Consider the following 20,909-nt stretch of genomic DNA (forward strand, 5'->3'; position numbering starts at 1 on the left):
ATTATTTTGTATAAGTAAAATTACCTTCAAGCGTAGCAGTAGAACTTCCGCCTACGTACACTTTAAAGTCGCCCGGTTCGGCTTCCCATTTTTTGTTAGCACTATAAAAAGCAATAGCTTTTTCATCTATAGTAAACGTTACGGTTTTAGTTTCTCCTGCTTTTAGGTCAACCAGCTCAAAACCTTTAAGTTCTCTTACAGGACGTGTTACCGAAGCAAACAAGTCATGTAAATACAGTTGTACTACTTCTTTACCATCTACATCACTGGTGTTTGTTACATCAACAGAAACTGTTATGCTTTTACCGGTGTTTAAAGTAGTAGCGCTTACTTTTAAGTTTGAGTATTCAAACGTTGAATAGCTAAGCCCGTAACCAAAAGGGTAGAGTGGTGAGTTAGGTACATCATTATAATGTGACCAGAAAATACTGTTAGGGTCTTCATTACCCGGCCTTCCTGTGTTTTTGTGATTATAGTAAATAGGCACTTGCCCAACATTACGAGGGAAACTCATAGGCAGTTTACCACTTGGGTTATAATCGCCATACAGCACCTGTGCAATAGCGTTACCGCTTTGTGTACCCAGTTGCCAGGCTTCTACAATAGCAGGGATGTTTTCATCAGCCCAAGGTATAGCCAAAGGTCTGCCGTTGTTTAGTATAAGCACTATATTTTTATTTGCTTTATACACTGTTTCCAGTAATTCCTGCTGAACTCCCGGTAAGTCTATATTACTGCGGCTTCTGCCTTCTCCGGTTTGTAGCCCGTGTTCTCCTAAAACCATAATGACTACATCAGCATTTTTAGCAGTAGCTACAGCTTCTCCAAAACCGCTTTTATCGGTTAGGTTTATTTCAGTTTTCTGTGTGAATTCAGGATTTCCTAAAGCAACATCAGCACCTTTTGCATAGGATATTGTATTACCTTTATATTCGCTTAAGCCTTCCAGTACTGATATAGCAGTACCATCATCCGCACCAATGCGCCAACTACCTAACGGGCTGGTTTTATCATCAGCCAATGAACCAATAACCGCTATTTTAAGTCCTTCCTTTTTTAACGGAAGCATATTGTTTTCATTCTTTAACAGTACAATAGACTTTTTAGCCATATCAAGCACACCATCCTGAAATTCTTTTTTACCAATGGTTTCCTGCTCACGTTTTTCATCACAAAATTTATAAGGGTCATCAAATAACCCCAACATAAATTTTACTCTTAGTATACGGCGTGCAGCATCGTTAACTTTTGCTTCGTCAACCTTACCTTCTCTAACAAGTTCTGCTAAGTATTGCACATAAGCGTTGGATTCCATATCCATATCAGAACCTGCATTAATGGCACGTTCTGCTGCTTGTTTTAGGTTTGCAGCGTATCCATGAGGTATCATTTCTGCAATAGAACCCCAATCAGATACTACAAAGCCCTGAAAGTTCCAATCTCTTTTAAGTATTTCTCTTTGCAGGTAAGCATTTCCGGTTGCAGGGATACCTTCCAGTTCATTAAAGCTGTTCATAAAAGTTAAAGCGCCTGCATCAGCTGCTGCTTTAAAAGGAGGGAGGATAATGTTGTGTAAGGTATTATCACTAATATCAACAGTGTTATAATCTCTTCCTGATTCAGCAAAAGCATAGCCGGCAAAGTGCTTGGCACAGGCAGCAAGATTGAACTCGCTGAAATCTCCCTGAAAACCTTCTACACGGGCTATTGCTATTTGGCTACCCAAGTAGGGGTCTTCACCCGAACCTTCCATAACGCGCCCCCAGCGTGCATCTCTCGAGATGTCAACCATAGGTGCGAAAGTCCAGTTAAGTCCAGAAGCTGCTGCTTCGGCTGCTGCAATTTCAGCTGATTTTTTTATGGTTTCCATATCCCAACTGGCTGCTTCTGCCAACGGAATAGGACTTACTGTTTTATAGCCGTGTACTACATCATAACCAAACAAAATAGGGATTCCCAGTCTTGTTTCTTCTACAGCTATTTTTTGCAGTGCTCTTACATCTTTAACGCCTCTAACATTAAGCATAGAGCCAACCCAGCCATTTTTTATATGTTGGTATTTTTCGGCAGCTGTACCGTTTTTTGGTGCGGGACCCGTAATGTTCCAAAAGCCGCTGTATTGATTCATTTGTCCTATTTTCTCTTCAAGAGTCATAAGGTTCAGTACTGAATCTACTTTGCGATCTATAGGTAGTTGCTTATTACCGGTACTGGTTGTTGTAGCTACTTTATTTTGCTTAGTAGTACTACAACCTATACCTATAGCCAATAAAGCAGCAAAAGCATATTTTGGTAAATTATACTTCATTATAATTTTAAGAAATAGGTAAGAAGGTGTTTAGTATAAACACCTTCTTACCAGTGTTTAAAAAATAGATGCGAAAAGTTATATATCTTATTCTTGTTCCTGATAAACTTTTACATAATCAACTTCCATAGTTGACTCTTCGAAATTAGGATCTATATCTCCACCGAAAGTACCTCCCATTGCAACGTTAAGTATTACGAAGAAGTCCCAGTTGAACGGTACTGATTCAGTATTTGCAAAAGTTTTAAATTCGTTATCATCTACATAAAAGCGAATAATATCAGGACTCCAGTATACTGAATACACATGGAATTCTTCCGAAACGCCTTCAACTACTGTTGAGCTTGTGTTTCCGTTTCCTCCTGAATTACCAGGGTAATGTAGTGTACCATGTATTGTGTTCTGGTCGTTACCTACGTGTTCCATAATATCGATTTCGCCGCAAGCAGGCCATTCATTAGTAGTATAGTTGGAACCAAGCATCCAGATAGCCGGCCATGTACCACCGCCTGATGGTAGTTTTGCTCTTACCTCTACTTTACCATATGTGAAATCTAAGTGGTTATGAGTTGTCATACGTGCAGAGGTGTATTGATAACCATTAAAAGGTTCTTTTTTGGCTGTAATTTTTAAGAAACCACCTTCTACTGTTGCATTTTCTGCTCTGTAATATTGCAGTTCATTATTACCCCATCCGTTAGTTCCGTTTCCTATTTCCATATTCCATTTAGTAGCGTCAGGAGCGCCATCTACATCAAATTCATCAGACCATATCAGGTTATCATATACAGGTCCGTCATCAGCTATTGGAGGCTGAGTAGTAAAAATGTGATACCATGCCAGTTCGCTATTACTTCCCTGTACAGCTCTTACCGTCATTTGTGTTTCTGAAATATCAAGGATTTCGTAAGTAGTTGCACCTACGTAATACCCCATAAACCCACCATCAGAAAAAGTCATAGCAGTACCTGTAGTGTTTTCTTCTGCTACTACAGATTCAGCAGGACCCAATAAAACGGTTTTCTCTCCTGATGTATCATATTCATAACAAGTATCTTCTGTAGCATTACCACCTGCAACGCTTACATAGTCAACATTAAAAAATGTACCACTACCATTATTAAGGGTATATTTAATAGTATTTTCACCTTCCAGCGTAAAGGTTAATTCATCTTCATAAATACAACTACTTGATTCTGCTCCTGCTTTTTCAAACGGTGCAGCAGCATACCAGTCCGGGTAATAGTTATTACCGTCTACAGTGTTAGGACCTACACCAAGGTGACCTTGTGTAGCAGCAGCCCAATACCATGTTTTAGAACTGTTGTTGGTTAATAACTCTGTAGTTACAGGGTCATTAAAGTTGCTTAATACATCTTCAACAAGTAGGGTAGTACTGGTTGAAACTCCGCCTTTACCATAAGCTACTACTACAACTTCATAAGAGTTAATACCTTCTGTTGTAAATCTTTTAGTATACTGACCGCTAGTTACAGTATTAGAGGTGTTATCAGGGAAAACAAAGCGGTAACTAACAGCATTATCTGCCTGTGCAGTAAGTGCTACTTTACCGGAGCCGTCTCCATTAGGATTATCTGCATCCTGACCTATAATTTCATAAGAAGCTGTAAGGTTTGATGGAGCCGTAAGGTCTCCAAAAGATTTATCGTCATCTTGGCAGCCTGTTACAAGAACAAGCAGCAGAAGAAATTTTGCTAAATTATTTAATGTTTTTTTCATAGTCATTTTAGTTTGATAATTGTACATCATCAAAATAGTAGGTCTCTCCTGTTCCCGAAACATCGTAATTGAAGAATAGTACTATTTGCTGATAATCATTGTCATTATTAATTCCTGTAAAATCAAATGTTAATTCTTCCCACTGGTTTGCTACTGTAGTAGGACTGCTTATTTCAATATCTACCGAAGTATCATGTGGGTTCATGTTTTCAAACTTCATTAATACTGTAGCTCCTGCTATTGGCGACCATACTTTCATTTTTACCTGTTGCATAGTAGAGAAGTCTATTGGCTCATCCATTGGTATAGCAATACCTGCCCAGGTTTCAGAGCCCGCAGTTTTAAGGAACTGCCCAACATTTGCACTGGTATTAATACCGGACATGTCCGGGTTTTCTATTTTACTGCCTATTGCACCACCAAAGTTATTCCATGTGTACTCAACAGTAGGTATTTCAAAAGTTAGCGGTAGTTCTGTAGGCTCAGTACCATCGTAAAGTTCTATATCATCAAAGTAATAAGTGTCTCCTGTACCCGGGTTACCGGCATTAAAAAACAATACTATTTTGTGGTATTCATCAGTCATACTGGCTCCTGAAAAGTCATAAATTAATTCTTCCCACTGGTTAGCCACAGTTGTTACCGCAGTTGCTTCATAATTTATATTTGCATCTGTCAGGTTTTCCAGTTTAAGAAGTACAGGTATGCCGGCAGCCGGAGACCATACTTTTATTCTGATGTCATGTTGATCTGTTGAAAGATCTACCGGTTCATCAAGCGTTAAGAAACCGCCTGTCCAGGTAGCCCCGTTAGCAGGCGTCATTGCTGCTACCTTTGAGCTTGTATTACTACCACTCGCATCAGGGTTATCAATAACTTCTGAAACGTTACCATTAAAGTCTGTTATGGTATAATTAAGCGTTTCGTCTTCAAAATCTACAGGTAAAACTAAAGGGTTGGTTATTGTAACTTCTTCAGTATATACAGTTGTTGCCGTACCACCGCTAAGTGCTGTAACAGTAACTGTATAGGTACCTGTTTGGTTATAGGTATGTGTAACTACTTGTCCTTCATTAAACTGTTCCGGTTCCTGAGAAGGGTCTTCTCCGTAAGTAACTTCAAAGAAAGTTTCGTAATCAGCTGTAGCAGAAACATTTATTTTAAATGGGTTACCCACTACATTGTTTATTGTTACATCTAAATTTTCAGGTGGAACAAATGAAACAGTTAATGGTACTATAGCTTCGGTAGTTTTTCCGTTTACAGCTTTACCTACTATTTTAACGTCATATTGCCCTTCGGCATAAGTATGCGTAACTTTCTGCCCTATGCCTACAGGTGCAGACTCTGCTGTGCCATCACCAAAATATACATCATAGCCTGTAGTGCCTTCACCTAAAGGTGTTATGGTAACAAGTCCTGTATTATCTTGTGCTATAGTGAATGAAGCAGATACATTTAGTGGTGCCGGAGCATTATCTGCAAAAGCAGTATCAGTGTCATCATCAGAGCATCCTGCTAAAACAGCTACAAATAATAAGCTGAATAAAAATTTTATTTTTTTCATATCTGTAATTTTTTTAATAATTAGGGTTTTGTTCCCAGTTACCATTAGAGAATTGCATTTCTTCAAGCGGAATAGGGAATACTTCATTTTTACCGGGTGTAAAACCTTCTATTTCCTGAGCAGCTCTGCCTGTTCTTACTAAGTCGAAGAAACGATGTCCTTCACCAAACAACTCTCTTCTTCTCTCCTGAAGGATGTTGTTGTATAGTTCTTCTCCTCCTGCTGTAAAATCGTGGTTAGTATCGCCAAATGCCCTTCTCCTTACAAGGTTTACATATTCTCTGGCTTTTATATCGTTACCTATTCTGTTAAATGCTTCGGCAGCCATAAGTAAAACATCAGAGTAGCGTATAGCCCTGTAATTATTAGGATTGGTAAGGTTAAGGTCACCGGCTGCTTCTTCGCTTCTTTTTCGTGGAATATATTTTCTGTTGAAATATCCTGTATCATTATACCCCGCACCATAGCTGGCACCTGTTTCCGCACTCCATTCTGTCATATCCAGTATAGTAACATCCTCTCTAAGGTCTTCTTCCTCAAAAATAGAAGCACCTTCCTGTGTAGGTATGTTAAAACTGAATCCTGATGTGAATAAAGGTCCTTCGTAGTTTCTTGGTCCGCTAAACCCTACAGCTACGTTACCTTCACTACATTGTAAACAATCAAAACTGGCACCTTGTATGTCAGTATATTGTACCTCAAATACAGAGCCTGCTCCATTTTCTCCTTCAAATTCGAATATTGAGTTATAATCATCTACAAGGGTGTAGTTACCTGATGAGATAACCTGCTCCAGCATGTTTGCTGCTTCCTCATATTTGCCTTGATATAAATAGGCTTTTCCAAGAAGTGCTTGTGCAGCTCCTTTAGTTGCTCTTCCAACTTCAGGGGCTTCGGTATCAAGATCTTCTATAGCTAAAAGTAAGTTTTCTTCTATAACGGCATATACTTCTTCTACAGAAGAACGTGGTATTGAGGTTTCATCTCCAAATTCAAACCTTGAATCTCCTTTTAACGGAATACCGCCAAACCATTTTACTAATTCAAACTGATAGTAGGATTTTAGGAATCGTGCTTCGGCAATAATTTGCTCTCTTCCTTCAAATTCAGTTTTGTCTTTAAATTCAAGTATATAGCTGGCTCTGTTAACACCAGAGAACATCCAGTTCCAAATGTCTCTTACATTTGCGTTTACAGGTGTGTGAATCATTTTGTCAACTTGTTGCCAACCTACTACATCTGTAGCACTTTCACCTCCTGCAAGTGTATTATCTGAAGCAATCTCTCCAAGTATAACATTAGGGTAAGTAGCATGCAATAAATCATAAGCTGCAATAAGTGCTGCGTAATAATCCTCTTCAGAGTTAAAGTAGTTTTCAGAACCTATTTGGTATACAACATCTCTGTCTATAAAATCATCACTACACGATATAGTTGAAGTAGTGATAATACCTAGTGCCATAACGGCTGTTATTATTCTTCTTTTCATTTTTTTCTGATTAAAAATTAACATTTACTCCAAACAAATATGTTCTTGGTACAGGGTAGAAACCGTAGTCTATACCAGATGACAGTGGCTCTCCGCTTGATGCACCCGGGTCGAAACCTTTGTACTTGGTAAATGTGTATAGGTTATTTACACCTACGTAAAAACGTAGTTTTGTGATAAGTGCTTTTTTAGTGAAGTCAGGGTTTATAGTATACCCTAACTGTACAGTTTGTATACGACAGTAAGAAGCATCTTCTACATAATAATCAGACAGTACGTTGTTTGATGTTGCTGCTGTTGTTACTCTTGGTACTGTATTACTTGTTCCTTCTCCTGTCCATCTGTCCAGTACATAACGGTGTCTGTTAACATCAGTTAAAGTTCTTTCGTAGTTACGTAACATGTCGTTACCCAAAGAAGCAAAGGCATAAGCAGAGAAATCAAAGCCTTTATATTCAAAGTTCAGGTTAAAGCCCATTGTAGCATCCGGTATTGGGTCACCAATATCAGTTCTGTCATTAGTATCTATCACACCATCGCCGTTAACATCTACAAATCGTATATCTCCCGGTTGTGCTTCAGCACCAAGTGCTATTTGAGACGGATGTGCAGCAACTTCTTCCTGATTTTGGAAAATACCGTCTGTTTGGTATCCGTAAAAATAACCTAACGGTTTACCTACTTCCATACGGGTTGCAGGAGTATCAAGACCAAAATTACCCCCTTCAACAAATCCGGTTCCGTTGTTTACCTCTGTTACTTCGTTTTTAAGGAATGTTACGTTATAGCCTACTTTAAATTTAAAATCGTCACCTATTTGCTCTCTATAGGTTAAACCAAGTTCAAAACCTCTGTTTTCTACTGAACCTGCATTAGCAGTCGGGTTTTGCCCGCCCGGTCCGTAAGTACCTAATATACCCGAAACCGGTATGTTAACTATTAGCAGGTCTTTTTTCTTATCTATAAAATAATCAGCTGTAATATCAATTTTATCTTTCCATACTCTTAAATCAGTACCAACGTTAAATTTTCTTGCTTCTTCCCAAGTAATATCAGGGTTTGGTAATCTACCTATTGCAAAACCGTTAACAAGGCTGTTATTAAATACATAGGTAGCCTCACCATCAAGTAAGCCAAGGTATATGTTATCTCCAATTCTGTCGTTACCTAGCACACCATAACTGGCTCTTAGTTTTAAGAACGTAATTGCATCAGATTTTTGCGGAAAGAAAGATTCGTCAGAAGCTATCCAACCTCCTGAAACTGAAGGAAAGTATGCAACTCTGTTATTAGGACCAAAACGTGTAGATGAGTCACGCCTTAACATAGCAGAGAAAAGGTATTTACCTTTATAATCATATTGAAGTCTTCCGAAGTAGGAAAGCCTTCTTTCGTCATATTTGTAAGAATCAGCTGTTTTAGCATCAAGGTAACCTGTAGTAAGGCTTATATCTGCAAATTCCCATGAGTTGTTAGGTACATCAAAACCTGTAGCGTATAATGCCTCTCCAAATGTTTTATAAATTGTGTTACCCAGTGTTACTTCAAAGTTATGGGCATCATTAAATGATTTTGTATAATTTATAAAGGCATCAAAAGTATAGTCATTATCGTTTATAGAGCTTTGGTTTACGCTACTCCTTACATTGTCAAATACTTTACCTCCATAGGTAACTTCTTTATTAAATACTCTTTCTCTGGTATCGGCAGTATTAAAACCAATTCTTGCTGTTGCAGTAAGCCCTTCTATTATTTGGTAGTCAAGACCAAACGTTCCGCTGAATTTTTTATAATCCCAGTCATTAAAAGTATTGTCTATTTGTGCTAACGGGTTTATAATTTCGTTACCAAGATTACTTCCCGGCATATCAGCACTACCTGTTGGTAATACAGTGAAGTTTCCGTTTGCGTCATACGGGCTGTATGTAGCGGGTGTATTTATAGCGTTAAATAATACAGAACCTAATACATTTTCGTTAAATGACTGACGGTTAAGGTCTGTATATATAATGTTAGTATTTAGTTTTAGGTTATCTAAAAGGTCTGCTGTCATACCTATACGGAAGGTATTACGATCAAAATGAGATTTACTGCCACCAATAATACCGTCTTGATCAAGGTTTGATGCACTAATACTGTAAGTAACTTTATCGCCCCCACCTGTTGCGCTAATAGAGTGACTTATAATTGGCACACCGGTATCAAAAATCTGATCTTGCCAGTCTGTGCCCGCTCCAAGTTGTGATACATCAGGGAAGGGTAGTGGCTGCCCGCCATTAGCATAGCTTTCGTTTAGTAATAAAGCATATTCTGTAGCGTTAAGTAAAGGTAGTTTACGTGTAGTTTCGGATAAGCCTATATAGCTGTTGTAACTCAGGCTGAGTTTTGTGTTTTTTCTACCTTTTTTAGTAGTTACTAAAATTACCCCATTACCACCGGCTGTACCATATATAGCTGCCTGAGCATCTTTAAGTACAGTAATATCTGCTACATCATCAAAATTCAGGTCACTAAGTTCACCAATGTAACCATCTATAAGCACAAGTGGTTTCGCATCACCGTTAGATGCTATACCGCGTATTCTTATATCAAGTCCTGCACCGGGAGCACCCGATTGTGTAGTTACATTAACCCCGGCAACTGTACCTTGCAGTGCCTGTTCCATTTTTATAGGCTTTAAATCCTGAATGTTTTCAGTATTAACTACTCCTACGGCACCGGTTACTTGTCTTTTTTTCTGGCTACCGTAACCTATTACTACAACCTCATCAAGCGTTTCAGCGTTTTCTTCCATACTAATAGTTATAGTTTCGCTGGAAGTAACTACTCTTTCTACATCTTTAAAACCAAGATATTTGAACACAAGGGTAGCGCCGGAGGGAACGGCTATGGTAAAATTTCCATCAATATCTGTTACTGTACTTAGTTCAGCATCTTTAACGGTTACATATACTCCGGGAATGGGCAAACCATTTGCCGCTTCATTTACCTGTCCACTTATTTCAACATTTTGTGCAATACAAAATGAGGAGAAGAGCATAAAGGCAATTAAGAATAGTTTTGACTTCATATAAAATTGTTTTTTGTGATTATCTAAAATTATGGTGTGATATTTTAAATAGATAGAAATTAACCTCTATAAAAAATATACAATTCATAATTTTATTAAGACAAATGCTGCTTATATGCTACTATTCCTTTATCTATGGTGCTTCAGCACTCTTAAAGGTTTCTGAAAAAAACTTCCGAAAACCTTGTAATTACCTACTTTGTTGTGGTAATGTATAGGTACTTCCTTTGTTTGTTGTGGTTTGTTAAAGCGATAAAATGTACTCTACAAGGCTTAATTCATGAGGTAAGTCCATTTTTTTTCGCAAACGATATCGTTTTATCTCTACACTTCTTACAGAAATGTTAAGTAGCGGTGCTATTTCCTTTGATGATAAATTCAATCTTAAGTAAGCACACAGTCTTAAATCATTTGGTGTTAATGCCGGATGAATACCTTTTATTTTTTTCAGGAAGTCTTTATCAGCATTATTAAATGCTTCTTTAAACATATCCCAAGTATCATCTTCATTAATATTTTTGTTTATAGTAGTGATAACCGACTTTATATTTTTTCCTTCTTCTATAGTTTTCTTTAAATCATCTTTAATCATAGAAAGCAACTCATTTTTCTTGATAAGGTTCATGGTAGATGCGGCAAGCTCTCTGTTTTTATTTTCAAATTCCTGTTGCAGTTTCTCATTCTTCATTTTCATTAATTCCTGCTCTTTTTCCAGTTCTTTAATTTCCAGTTGCCTGTTATTTTCTTCAATAAGTTTTTCTCTTTGTCTTTGGTAGTAATTTTTATATGACCTATTTACAAAAAAGGCTGCAATAAGCATGAATATAAGATATATTGTTAAAGCAACATTGGTTGCATACCATGGTTTACTTATAGCAAAATTATAAATAGCTGTATTAGGAGAAATTGAGCTTCCGGTTTTGGCTCTTACTTTAAAACTATAATTACCGGGAGGTAAATTTTTAAAATTAGCATAGGGCTGCTCGCTCCATTCGCTCCATTCATCCTGCATTCCTTCCAATATATACTGAAATTCTGCATTGATGTACTTTTTGTATTCAGGTACTGTAAACTGAAATGTTAAGTTGTTTTCAGAGTGTGCAAAATTACCGGTAGTGTTTATAGTATTAGGTATGGCTGTTTCGTTTAAGGCATTGGTACTTATACCTGTAATTGAAATATTGTAGTTTTTTGATTTAAAGTTTTTAAGGTTTATAGTATAATACCCATCAGTAGTACCTATTAAATATATGTTTGGTGTTATTTGGGTTATATTTTCGTAGCCAAGCATAGAGTGAGAAAGGCTTGAGGGTATAGGTACTACATTATGCTTTAGTTCGGTATTTAACTTGCCTGATGTAAAGTAGTTAATATAGTTTTTAGTAAAAAACCATAACCGGTTAGATTCATCTGTTATTAATGTTCCTGAGGTATAGGTATCCTTTAAAAATACTTCAGATATTTTCTCAGATTTCTCAAACTCTTTTGTTTTTCTGTTAAGTTTAAAAATTCCGTCTTTAGAAGCGTAGTAAATATCGCCGTTATAAGTGGAAAGACTTGCGTTTTTTCCCTTTACCGGGGTTTCATACGTAAGGAACTCTTTAGCTTTAGTATATTGATTGTTAACGGTTATACGAAAAACCCCTTTATATTCGTGACTGATATATATATCGTTTTGATTTCCAATTTCAAAAAATCGACTGGAATACTCAAAACCATCTATCCAGTTTCTATATTGCCAGTTTCCATTTCTGTTTTCAAGTACCGATATTCCGTGGTAATTACCTTGCAGTAATAAATCCGGATTTTTAGGATGGGGTTCAAACTTCCATGTTCCTGATGTTTCAAATATTTTATGAGCTTTTCCTTCCTCTACAATAAATGTTCCTGAATCATGCCCGCAAAATAAAGTCCCTCTATATTCGTAGAGTGACCATACCTGACCGTTGGTTTTCGGGATAAACTTAAAGTTACCTTCAGAGCCGTAAGGTTTGTAGAATAGCCCCTGATTAGTTCCTACAAACAGGTTGCCTTTATACAAAGTTGATGTGTATACAGTTCCCAATAGTCCTGTATTGTCTACATAACTCCTTATTGCGGAGCCAAGGTTTATACAATTGATGCTATTATCTAAACCAACCCAGATATTTTTGTTGTTATCCTCATAAAGCGATAGAGCAGTGTTATTACTAAGTCCTTTATTTTGAGTAATATGATATTTTATTTTTCCTTCAGGGTTTAATATGTAAATACCATTAGAAACAGTGCCCAGTACAAAGCCACCATTTTTAAGCATTTGGCTGCTGTATATACTGTTTGATTTAATTTCTTCATCGGACTCTGTAATCCAAGGACTTACAGTACTATTCTTTAACTCAAAAAAACCATTGTACTGTGTTTGAAATAGTAGATAGTCATTTTTAGGGTATATGTTAACAATTTTATTACTTGTTATAGCCGGTGCTTTACTTAAAAGTTTGCTTTTACCGTTTTCTATTTCATATAAACCGGTACCAAAAGTTTGGTATAGTATAGCGTTATTAAGAATGAACACCTTATTAACTCCTGCTTCCGGTTTAATAATTTTAAAAGTATCTTCTTTAGTGTTGTATATAAATATTTGGTTAAGTGACTGAAATATAACCCAATGGTCATATTTTTCTATGTTCCAGAATTGTTCATCATCCAGAATATCATCTTTTACTTTTTTGCATAGTTGAGTATATTCCAAACGACCGTTAGGTTGTTTTTCCCAATAGCCGAACTCCATGTAACACCCCGTATATATGCGCTTTCCAATAACTTTTACTGAGCGCATTATAGTTTCATTAGAGGTAGGGTATAACGACCAGGATGTTCCGTTATACTCCAATAAGCCTTCGTTATTAGCGAAGTACATAAAATTATTTTCTCCTTGGCTTACCATCCAGTTTTGGTTACCTGCACCATATGTAGTGGTACTGTATTTAATAATAGGAGGTAAGTCTTGTGATAAACAAGGAGTTAAGAATAGTATTAAAAATGAAAATAGAATATTTTTTAACAAAACTTATATGAATTTAGTAGCTTTTGATTTACGAATATACCGAAATTGGAAATTAATTGATTTAATGTTTGAATTTTAAGTATATTTTTAAAACAAAAACCGCCTAATAAAAGGCGGTTTTAACTTGCATGAAAAAAATAATAATTACTCTATTGTTTAACGAAACGTACAGTACTCTCTTTAGAACCTGATGTAATATTCATAATATATACACCATTACTTAGGTTTGAAACATCAATTATTGAAGTTTTAGCTTCCATAACCTTTTGTCCATATATGTTATATATAGCTACATTATTGATATTTTCCTGAGTTTTTATATTTAAAACAGTAGTAGCCGGGTTAGGGTAAACTACTGCCTGAGTAGTAGCAAAGTTTGATGTGCTAAGGTTTGCTGAAGATACTACAGCGTTTCCAAGAGCTTCCTCTTGATCCGGGTTAGCGTTTACACCTGTTACGGAATAACCATACTGTAAAATAGCAGCACCAGCTATACTTCCTGTTTCCGAAGTAAGGCTAAAGTTTTCGCCTGTAACTAAAGGTGCTGTTAGGTACTGAAGTAACTGGTAGTCTGCACTTAATATCTTAATAAAAGCAACCGCCTCATATCCTTCTGCAAGGGTGTTAGTTATAGCACTCCCTGTAAATGTTATAGTTTCTCCTAACAATGCATTGTTTTCTACATAGGTATTTCCCTCAAAAACTTTAGCTCCGGTTTCTCCGTTAGCCCAGTAAGGATCACTACCGTCTCCGTAGGCACTAAAGTTAGGATATAGGACAAGCACATTGTTTTCAGTATCCACAACAGTTTTAAGGTCTTCAAGAGCCCAAGGAGAACCATCTACATAAGTAGTCCCGTCAAGCTCAAACCAGTTAGCGTAAGCAACCAATTCCGAAGTAGCATCTACTGTTACAGTTGTAGGTTCTGGAGTTACACCCGAAGTCTCTGCTGTTACTACAGCATTACCAAGAGCTTCTTCCTGATTAGGATTAGCATTTACGCCTGTTACTGAATAACCATACTGAAAAATAGCTGCACCTTCTATAGTAGCTGTTTCCGAAGTAAGGCTAAAGTTTTCACCTGTAACTAGCGGGGTAGAAAGGAATTGTAATAAATTGTAGTCTGCACTTAATATTTTAATAAAAGCAATACCCTCATATCCTTCTGCTAATGTATTTGTAACAGTACTTCCTTCAAAAATTACAGTTTGTCCTATTAAAGTATTATCTTCTATATAAGTATTACCTTCAAATACCTTAGCTCCGGTTTCACCATTAGCCCAATACGGATCTGTCCCGTCTCCGTAAGCTGTGAAGTTAGGATGTAAAGTAAGAGTATTATTTTCTGTATCTACCACTGTCTTTAAATCACTAACTCCCCAGGGAGAACCATCTACATAAGTAGTCCCGTCAAGTTCAAACCAATTTGCATAAGCAACAAGTGGCGCATCAGCTGCTACAGAAACAGTTGTTTGTGCATTTATAGTAGTATACCCTAATAAAGACATTCCTACTACCGCACATGTCTTTAAAATGTTTTTGTTAAGTTGTAATTTTAGTTTCATATAAATTCAATTTTGATTTATGATAAAATTATAGGAATAACGAAAACGTTGTAATTTGTATACCTATATAGAAACTATACATACTTTAATTTTTATCTTTATATATTGATTTATGTATTGCTTTTTAGGTTAAATATTATAAAAATGATAATTTTATTTTTCTCTCAAATAGCTTTAAAACAACAGATGTTGAGGTAATGTTGAGGTGATATTTAATAGATTGGTGTTTTGTTGTAGTACTTAAAGGCTTTGAAATTAAGACTACAACTACATTTTATGACTATATGTAGTTAAGATGTAGTTGTAATTAGAAACATTAAAGAAGTTTATTATTATTTAAAAATGTAGATATGCAATTTTAAAATAGGGCTTTTGTAAAAGAGAAAAGCAGAAGGATTTGCTGTCCTTATATTAATTATAGAAAAAATAGTAATGAGTAAGTAGGGAAGAGTAAATAAAAAAAAGGAGCTATATAGCTCCTTTTTTTTATTTATATAATTTCAGCACTTAAGCCTGCCTCGAGGAGTTGTGTGCATTGCGGCTTTAAATCTTTATATTCACCTGATTTAACTGTGCATTTACCATTATAATGTACAATTAGTGAACATTGCTCAGCTTGTTCAGGAGTATGCTCACAAACTCTCATTAATGTATCTATCACATGGTCAAAAGTGTTTACCTCGTCATTATACAATATAATTTCGTTGTTAAAAGAAACGCTTTCTTCCTGCAATACTTCTTCTAAAACTTCTTCTTTAGTACTCATACTTAATAGTTTAATTCCTTATACTGCTAATTTACATATTTTAACGCAACCCAATTATTACGTTTATGTTTTTTATCAAATTTTAACCCTCTTTGGGTACAAGCTTCATCTATATGTGGAATATCTTCTTCATAAAAACCACTTAAAAGTAATATACCATCTTTATTAAGGCAGTTTACATAGCTGTCCATATCATTTAAAAGAATGTTACGGTTAATGTTCGCTATAATAACATCGTAGTTTTTACCTTTCAGTAAAGCAGCATCACCTTCATAAACGCTGATTTCCTTACAGTTATTGCGTTCAGCATTTTCTATTGAGTTTAAGTAGCACCAATTATCAATATCTATAGCATCAATAGGTTTTGCTCCTTTCATTTCGGCAAGTATTGCCAGTATGGCAGTACCACAGCCCATATCTAATGTTTTTTTGCCTTTAACATCTGTTTCAAGCAAGTGCTGTATCATCATGTGGGTAGTTTCATGATGCCCTGTACCAAAACTCATTTTAGGTTCAATAACAATATCATATTGTACATCTTTCTTTTCATGGAAAGGCGCACGTACATAACAAGCATCACTAACCGAAAGAGGTTCAAAATTTCTTTCCCATTCCTCATTCCAGTTTACCTGCTCTATTTCTGTAACTTCATATTCAATTTTAAATTCAGGTGACTGTAATAATTGTATATCATTTAGTACACCTTCAGTCCATAAATCTTTTTGAATATAAGCAGAGAAACCTTCGTCTGTTTCTATAAAACTTTCAAATGCTGTTTCACCTAGTTCGGCTATAAGTATTTCGGTACCCAGCTCTTTCGGAGATACTTTAAAACGGTACTCCATGTATGTATTAGACATGTAATTAAATTTTTTACAAAGGTAGCATAACCCTTGCAAAAATTAATAGTAAGTTTGCGCCAAAGTAAACACAACATGAATAAATCATTAATTTTAATCTTATTTATCTGTTGCTTTTCCGTGAATGCACAGGTAACTATTGAAAGAACAAAAACAAATAATGACATTAAATTAGCAGCTTTACCGTATTACAGTTATGGTAAAGGTTTAGGGCTTACTTCACCTGATAGTCTTTTTCAGTTTAATATACGTTTCCGTATGCAAAACAGAGCTACTTATTTGCAAAATGACGGAGAAGAAGGCGCTGTAGATGCACAAATTCGCCGTTTACGATTACGTTTTGACGGTTATGTAGGAGATCCTCGCTTTCTTTATGCAATACAACTTTCTTTTGCTCCGGGCGATGTAGGGCAGGTTCATGAAGGGGAGAATGTAAATATTATTCGTGACGCTGTTTTATTTTACCGTCCTAATAAGCACTGGACTATTGGTTTTGGGCAAACAAAATTACCGGGTAACCGCCAGCGTATAAACTCATCAGGAGCATTACAACTTACAGACAGGACTATAAACAATGCACGCTTTACTATTGACAGAGACTTTGGTGTGCAAATACATAACTTTAATGAATATGAGGATAAATTTTCATACAACTTTAAAGGCGCTATAAGTATGGGAGAGGGGCGTAACTCAACCAGAGAACCTGATAATGGATTGGCTTATACAGGAAAAGCAGAATTTTACCCTTTTGGGGTATTTAAACGCAACGGTACTTATTTTGAAGGCGATATTGCCAGAGAAAGCACTCCTAAATTACTTATATCAGGGGCATACCAGTTTAATAATAAAGCAAGAAGAACACGCGGGCAGTTAGGTAATGACCTTTTTGAAAAGCGTGATATGCAGTCGTTATTTTTAGATGCAATGGTAAAGTATGACGGGTGGTCTTTCCAAACAGCTTATATGCAACGTGTAGCAGATAACCCTGTTACTGTAAACCCTTTGGATGATACTGATATTGAATATGTATATACAGGGCATGGTTTTGACTGGCAGTTGAGTTATTTATTCCCAAGTGATTATGAGGTAATAGGCAGATTCTCCACTCAAAAAGTGGAAGATGAAATACATTACTACACACCGGATACCAATCAGTATAGTGTAGGGGTTACCAAATATATATGGGAACATTCCTTTAAAATGCAGTTGGAGTTCAGTATTAACGACCTTTCGTATTACGATGGAACTTCAGGGCAAGACTGGTACACAAGGTTCCAAATTGAAATAGGAATATAAGTTGAACTATATCGTTATAAAATTGCTAAATTTGTAATGTTTTAAAACTTTAATTATTACCTATGTTACAGGCAGAAAGCACAACTACTAAAAGCAGTTTGGAACAATATTTCGATAAATTTCGTAAAAACATTATTGGCATAAACCAAGAGTTTGAATCACCATACGGAACAAAGAAAATGGTATATACCGACTGGACTGCCAGCGGAAGGCTTTATCGCCCTATAGAGGAAAAAATAATTAATGAGTTTGGTCCGTTTGTAGCCAATACACATACCGAAACTACCGTTTCGGGTACTGCTATGACAAATGCTTACCATGAAGCAAGACATATAATTAAAGACCATGTTAATGCCAATGCTGATGATATACTAATTACAGACGGTACAGGTATGACAGGGGTTATTAATAAATTTCAGCGTATTTTAGGACTTAAAGTACCTGAGAATTTAAGAGAGTATACTAAAGTACCGGACGAAAAAAAGCCTGTAGTATTTGTAACCCACATGGAGCACCACTCTAACCAAACATCGTGGTTAGAAACAATAGCCAAAGTGGTAGTAATACCCGCATGCGAGCAGGGTCTTATATGCATGGAAAGTTTTAAAAAGCTACTTGAAGAGCATAAAAACCATACACTTAAAATAGCTTCGGTTACAGGTTGCTCTAACGTAACAGGCATAAAAACACCTTATCATGATATTGCAAAACTGGTACACCGCTATAACGGGGTTTGCTTTGTAGACTTTGCTTGTTCTGCGCCGTATGTAAGCATTGATATGCACCCTGAAGACGAAGAGGCTGCCCTTGATGCTATATTTTTCTCTCCGCATAAGTTTTTAGGAGGTCCCGGTACATCAGGAGTAATGGTGTTTAATAAAAAACTTTATAAAAACATGATACCTGATCACCCGGGTGGTGGTACAGTAAGCTGGACTAACCCTTGGGGCGAGCATAAGTACTTAGATAATATAGAAGAACGTGAAGATGGCGGAACTCCCGGCTTTTTACAAGTAATTAAAACAGCATTAGCTGTAAAGCTAAAAGAGCAAATGGGTGTTGAAAATATGCTTAAGCGTGAGGAAGAAATTATAGAATATATTTTCGCTGAATTAGGTAATGTTGATAATATTAATATTTTAGCACCACAGCACCAAAACAGATTAGGGGTAATATCTTTCTTTATAGATAGCTTACACTTCAACTTAGGGGTTAAAATACTAAATGATAGATTTGGTATACAAACTCGTGGCGGTTGTAGTTGTGCCGGTACTTACGGGCATTACTTACTGCACGTTGATGAAGAAAAATCGCACTACCTTACCAATAAAATTACTGAAGGTGATTTAATACAAAAACCTGGTTGGATTCGTATGTCTATACACCCAACTACTACAGATGAAGAGGTAAAGTATGTATGCGAAAGTATAAAAGCACTTGCAGCTAACCACGAAGAGTGGGCGGAAGAGTATGACTATATAAGAGCTTCAAACGAGTTTGTACACAAAAACGATGGCCGTAAAGAAACTGAAATGGCTAAAAGTTGGTTTACGCTTTAGGTTTAGGAGCTTTCCCGCGATGTTTAAAGCGTTTGTGCGTCCATAAGTAATATTCAGGAGCTTCCAGTATCTGCTTTTCCATTAACCGTAAAAACTCATCAGTAATTTCAAAGTTAGGTACATCTTTAGGAGTTTGCGGGTAGGGTATAAATTCAGCTTTATAATAGCCTCGTTTTATTTTACTGCCTTTTACAAACATTACATTCATATCAAGTTTTTTGGCTAATAGCTCAGCACCCACATGCACAGGTACTTCTACACCAAAAACTTCTGTCCAGTATACTGCATTTTTTAATTTTGGCGACTGGTCACTTAAAAAACCGTAATACCCTAATACACCATCACGCTGGTTTTGTCTCATTGTGGGGATAGTGCTACGGGTATCAATAAGTTCAGCATCAAATTTGCCTCTTATTTTGCGTACCAGTTTATCAAAATATTTATTCCTTATCTTTTTATAAATACCAAACCCTTTGTGTGTAGTAAGGTATTTGTTCATTACAAGTAACCATTCATAGCTTGCATAGTGTGCACAAATTAGTGCTATACTTTTGCCTTTATCTTCATATTCTTTTACCACTTCTATATTTTCGAAAACAAACCTTTTCTTCATTTCTTTTTCAGAAATGGTCATGGTCTTTATCATTTCAAATAAAGTGTCACAAAAGTGATGGTAAAATTTCTTTTCTATCTTTTTTCTTTCAGCGTCGTTAAGGTGAGGTAATGCCAGTTGAAGATTTTCCCGTACTGTTTTCTTTCGGTACCCTACTATATAATAGGTTATCACGTATAGTATATCCGATAAAAAATATAGTATGGGAAAGGGTAGTATAGAGATTAAGTAAAGAAGGGGATATAGTAATATATACGCGATTAATTGCATTTCTTTTTTTGCAAATATACTTTTTATTATTTATTAAGTTTTTGTTATGAGTTTTCTTTCTTAAAATACCTGAACAATAGTTATTTTTACAGAAAAATACTATTTAATGGGAAGTTTAGATATACCTATTTCTTTATTACTAATTATTATTGCTAATTCTATTGTAAGCTATAAGGGCTTTAACGACCGACTGTTTTTTCATAAATATGAATTTCATGTAGGTAGTGTTAGGGCAGGGCAGCAGTACAGAATGTTTACCAGTGCATTTTTACATGCCGATCCAATTCACCTGATATTTAATATGCTTACGCTGTACTTTTTTGCTCCAATAGTAATAAACGAATTGGGGGTGTTTCCTTTTTTACTCGTTTACTTCGGTAGTTTGGTGGCGGGTAGTCTTTTAACTTTATATTTTCATAAAGATGAATATTACTACAGAGCAATAGGCGCTTCGGGTGCAGTAGTAGGGGTATTATATTCAGCTATATTATTTGATCCTGACAGAAAACTTTATTTATTTTTTGCACTCCCAATACCTGCTTACCTCTTTGGTATAGGCTATTTATTATACTCTATATATGGCATGCGGGCAAAAACTGATAATATAGGGCATACAGCACACTTTGGTGGTGCTATAGCAGGTTACCTTATTACATTAGCACAAGCACCGTATATGTTACAAACCAATACGCTAATGGTAATATTACTTGCTATACCTATTGTAATATTATTTGTGTTGGAACGCTTCAAGAAAATGTAA

The 20,909-nt window shown here is 36.1% G+C and carries 13 protein-coding genes; 3 read left to right on the forward strand and 10 right to left on the reverse strand.

What is annotated here, in order from left to right; translation table 11 throughout:
* Window position 1 precedes the first annotated feature (1 nt).
* The 9 genes from bglX to prmA form a co-directional block, all read right to left on the reverse strand.
* Window positions 2-2,308 (reverse strand): beta-glucosidase BglX, encoded by a 2,307-nt coding sequence (gene bglX, locus IEW45_RS10595; protein WP_188621227.1) that lies wholly within the window; start codon window positions 2,306-2,308, stop codon window positions 2-4.
* Window positions 2,309-2,395: 87 nt separating this feature from the next.
* Window positions 2,396-4,048, reverse strand: a complete 1,653-nt coding sequence (locus tag IEW45_RS10600; RefSeq protein ID WP_188621228.1) for a glycoside hydrolase family 16 protein — start codon at window positions 4,046-4,048, stop codon at window positions 2,396-2,398.
* Between the two features lie 7 nt (window positions 4,049-4,055).
* A complete protein-coding gene (locus IEW45_RS10605) occupies window positions 4,056-5,615 on the reverse strand; it encodes a PKD domain-containing protein (protein ID WP_188621229.1) in 1,560 nt (519 codons plus the stop codon).
* 13 nt (window positions 5,616-5,628) lie between these two features.
* Complete coding sequence (locus IEW45_RS10610) at window positions 5,629-7,104, reverse strand: RagB/SusD family nutrient uptake outer membrane protein (RefSeq protein ID WP_188621230.1); 1,476 nt, start codon at window positions 7,102-7,104, stop codon at window positions 5,629-5,631.
* Window positions 7,105-7,114: 10 nt separating this feature from the next.
* On the reverse strand, window positions 7,115-10,174 hold the full coding sequence (locus IEW45_RS10615) for a SusC/RagA family TonB-linked outer membrane protein (protein WP_188621231.1): 3,060 nt from the start codon (window positions 10,172-10,174) through the stop codon (window positions 7,115-7,117).
* 244 nt (window positions 10,175-10,418) lie between these two features.
* Window positions 10,419-13,220, reverse strand: coding sequence for a helix-turn-helix and ligand-binding sensor domain-containing protein (locus IEW45_RS10620; RefSeq protein WP_308421048.1), 2,802 nt, complete (start codon window positions 13,218-13,220; stop codon window positions 10,419-10,421).
* Window positions 13,221-13,369: 149 nt separating this feature from the next.
* The gene (locus IEW45_RS10625) at window positions 13,370-14,785 is read right to left on the reverse strand and encodes a T9SS type A sorting domain-containing protein (protein WP_188621232.1); all 1,416 of its coding nucleotides are present in this window, start codon (window positions 14,783-14,785) and stop codon (window positions 13,370-13,372) included.
* A gap of 490 nt (window positions 14,786-15,275) precedes the next feature.
* The gene (locus tag IEW45_RS10630; protein WP_188621233.1) at window positions 15,276-15,551 is read right to left on the reverse strand and encodes an ATP-dependent Clp protease adaptor ClpS; all 276 of its coding nucleotides are present in this window, start codon (window positions 15,549-15,551) and stop codon (window positions 15,276-15,278) included.
* 26 nt (window positions 15,552-15,577) lie between these two features.
* Window positions 15,578-16,411, reverse strand: a complete 834-nt coding sequence (gene prmA, locus IEW45_RS10635) for a 50S ribosomal protein L11 methyltransferase (protein WP_188621234.1) — start codon at window positions 16,409-16,411, stop codon at window positions 15,578-15,580.
* A gap of 75 nt (window positions 16,412-16,486) precedes the next feature.
* Between prmA and IEW45_RS10640 the strand changes: the two genes are divergently transcribed.
* Both IEW45_RS10640 and IEW45_RS10645 read left to right on the forward strand, forming a co-directional pair.
* A complete protein-coding gene (locus IEW45_RS10640; RefSeq protein WP_188621235.1) occupies window positions 16,487-17,707 on the forward strand; it encodes a porin in 1,221 nt (406 codons plus the stop codon).
* A 62-nt stretch (window positions 17,708-17,769) separates the two neighbouring features.
* On the forward strand, window positions 17,770-19,266 hold the full coding sequence (locus IEW45_RS10645; RefSeq protein WP_188621236.1) for an aminotransferase class V-fold PLP-dependent enzyme: 1,497 nt from the start codon (window positions 17,770-17,772) through the stop codon (window positions 19,264-19,266).
* Here IEW45_RS10645 and IEW45_RS10650 read toward each other — a convergent pair.
* Complete coding sequence (locus IEW45_RS10650; RefSeq protein WP_188621237.1) at window positions 19,256-20,149, reverse strand: lysophospholipid acyltransferase family protein; 894 nt, start codon at window positions 20,147-20,149, stop codon at window positions 19,256-19,258. The two genes, IEW45_RS10645 and IEW45_RS10650, sit on opposite strands and share 11 nt — an antisense overlap.
* Before the next feature lie 106 nt (window positions 20,150-20,255).
* Between IEW45_RS10650 and IEW45_RS10655 the strand changes: the two genes are divergently transcribed.
* A complete protein-coding gene (locus IEW45_RS10655; RefSeq protein WP_229665937.1) occupies window positions 20,256-20,909 on the forward strand; it encodes a rhomboid family intramembrane serine protease in 654 nt (217 codons plus the stop codon).

It is taken from the genome of Flavobacterium suaedae (assembly GCF_014642915.1).
In the GTDB taxonomy this organism is placed as follows: Bacteria; Bacteroidota; Bacteroidia; order Flavobacteriales; family Flavobacteriaceae; genus Flavobacterium; species Flavobacterium suaedae.

Bases quoted from the DNA above. Each gene is read 5' to 3' on its own strand.
- bglX (WP_188621227.1), bottom strand. From the start codon at position 2,308: ATGAAGTATAATTTACCAAAATATGCTTTTGCTGCTTTATTGGCTATA.
- IEW45_RS10600 (WP_188621228.1), bottom strand. From the start codon at position 4,048: ATGAAAAAAACATTAAATAATTTAGCAAAATTTCTTCTGCTGCTTGTT.
- IEW45_RS10605 (WP_188621229.1), bottom strand. From the start codon at position 5,615: ATGAAAAAAATAAAATTTTTATTCAGCTTATTATTTGTAGCTGTTTTA.
- IEW45_RS10610 (WP_188621230.1), bottom strand. From the start codon at position 7,104: ATGAAAAGAAGAATAATAACAGCCGTTATGGCACTAGGTATTATCACT.
- IEW45_RS10615 (WP_188621231.1), bottom strand. From the start codon at position 10,174: ATGAAGTCAAAACTATTCTTAATTGCCTTTATGCTCTTCTCCTCATTT.
- IEW45_RS10625 (WP_188621232.1), bottom strand. From the start codon at position 14,785: ATGAAACTAAAATTACAACTTAACAAAAACATTTTAAAGACATGTGCG.
- IEW45_RS10630 (WP_188621233.1), bottom strand. From the start codon at position 15,551: ATGAGTACTAAAGAAGAAGTTTTAGAAGAAGTATTGCAGGAAGAAAGC.
- prmA (WP_188621234.1), bottom strand. From the start codon at position 16,411: ATGTCTAATACATACATGGAGTACCGTTTTAAAGTATCTCCGAAAGAG.
- IEW45_RS10640 (WP_188621235.1), top strand. From the start codon at position 16,487: ATGAATAAATCATTAATTTTAATCTTATTTATCTGTTGCTTTTCCGTG.
- IEW45_RS10645 (WP_188621236.1), top strand. From the start codon at position 17,770: ATGTTACAGGCAGAAAGCACAACTACTAAAAGCAGTTTGGAACAATAT.
- IEW45_RS10650 (WP_188621237.1), bottom strand. From the start codon at position 20,149: ATGCAATTAATCGCGTATATATTACTATATCCCCTTCTTTACTTAATC.
- IEW45_RS10655 (WP_229665937.1), top strand. From the start codon at position 20,256: ATGGGAAGTTTAGATATACCTATTTCTTTATTACTAATTATTATTGCT.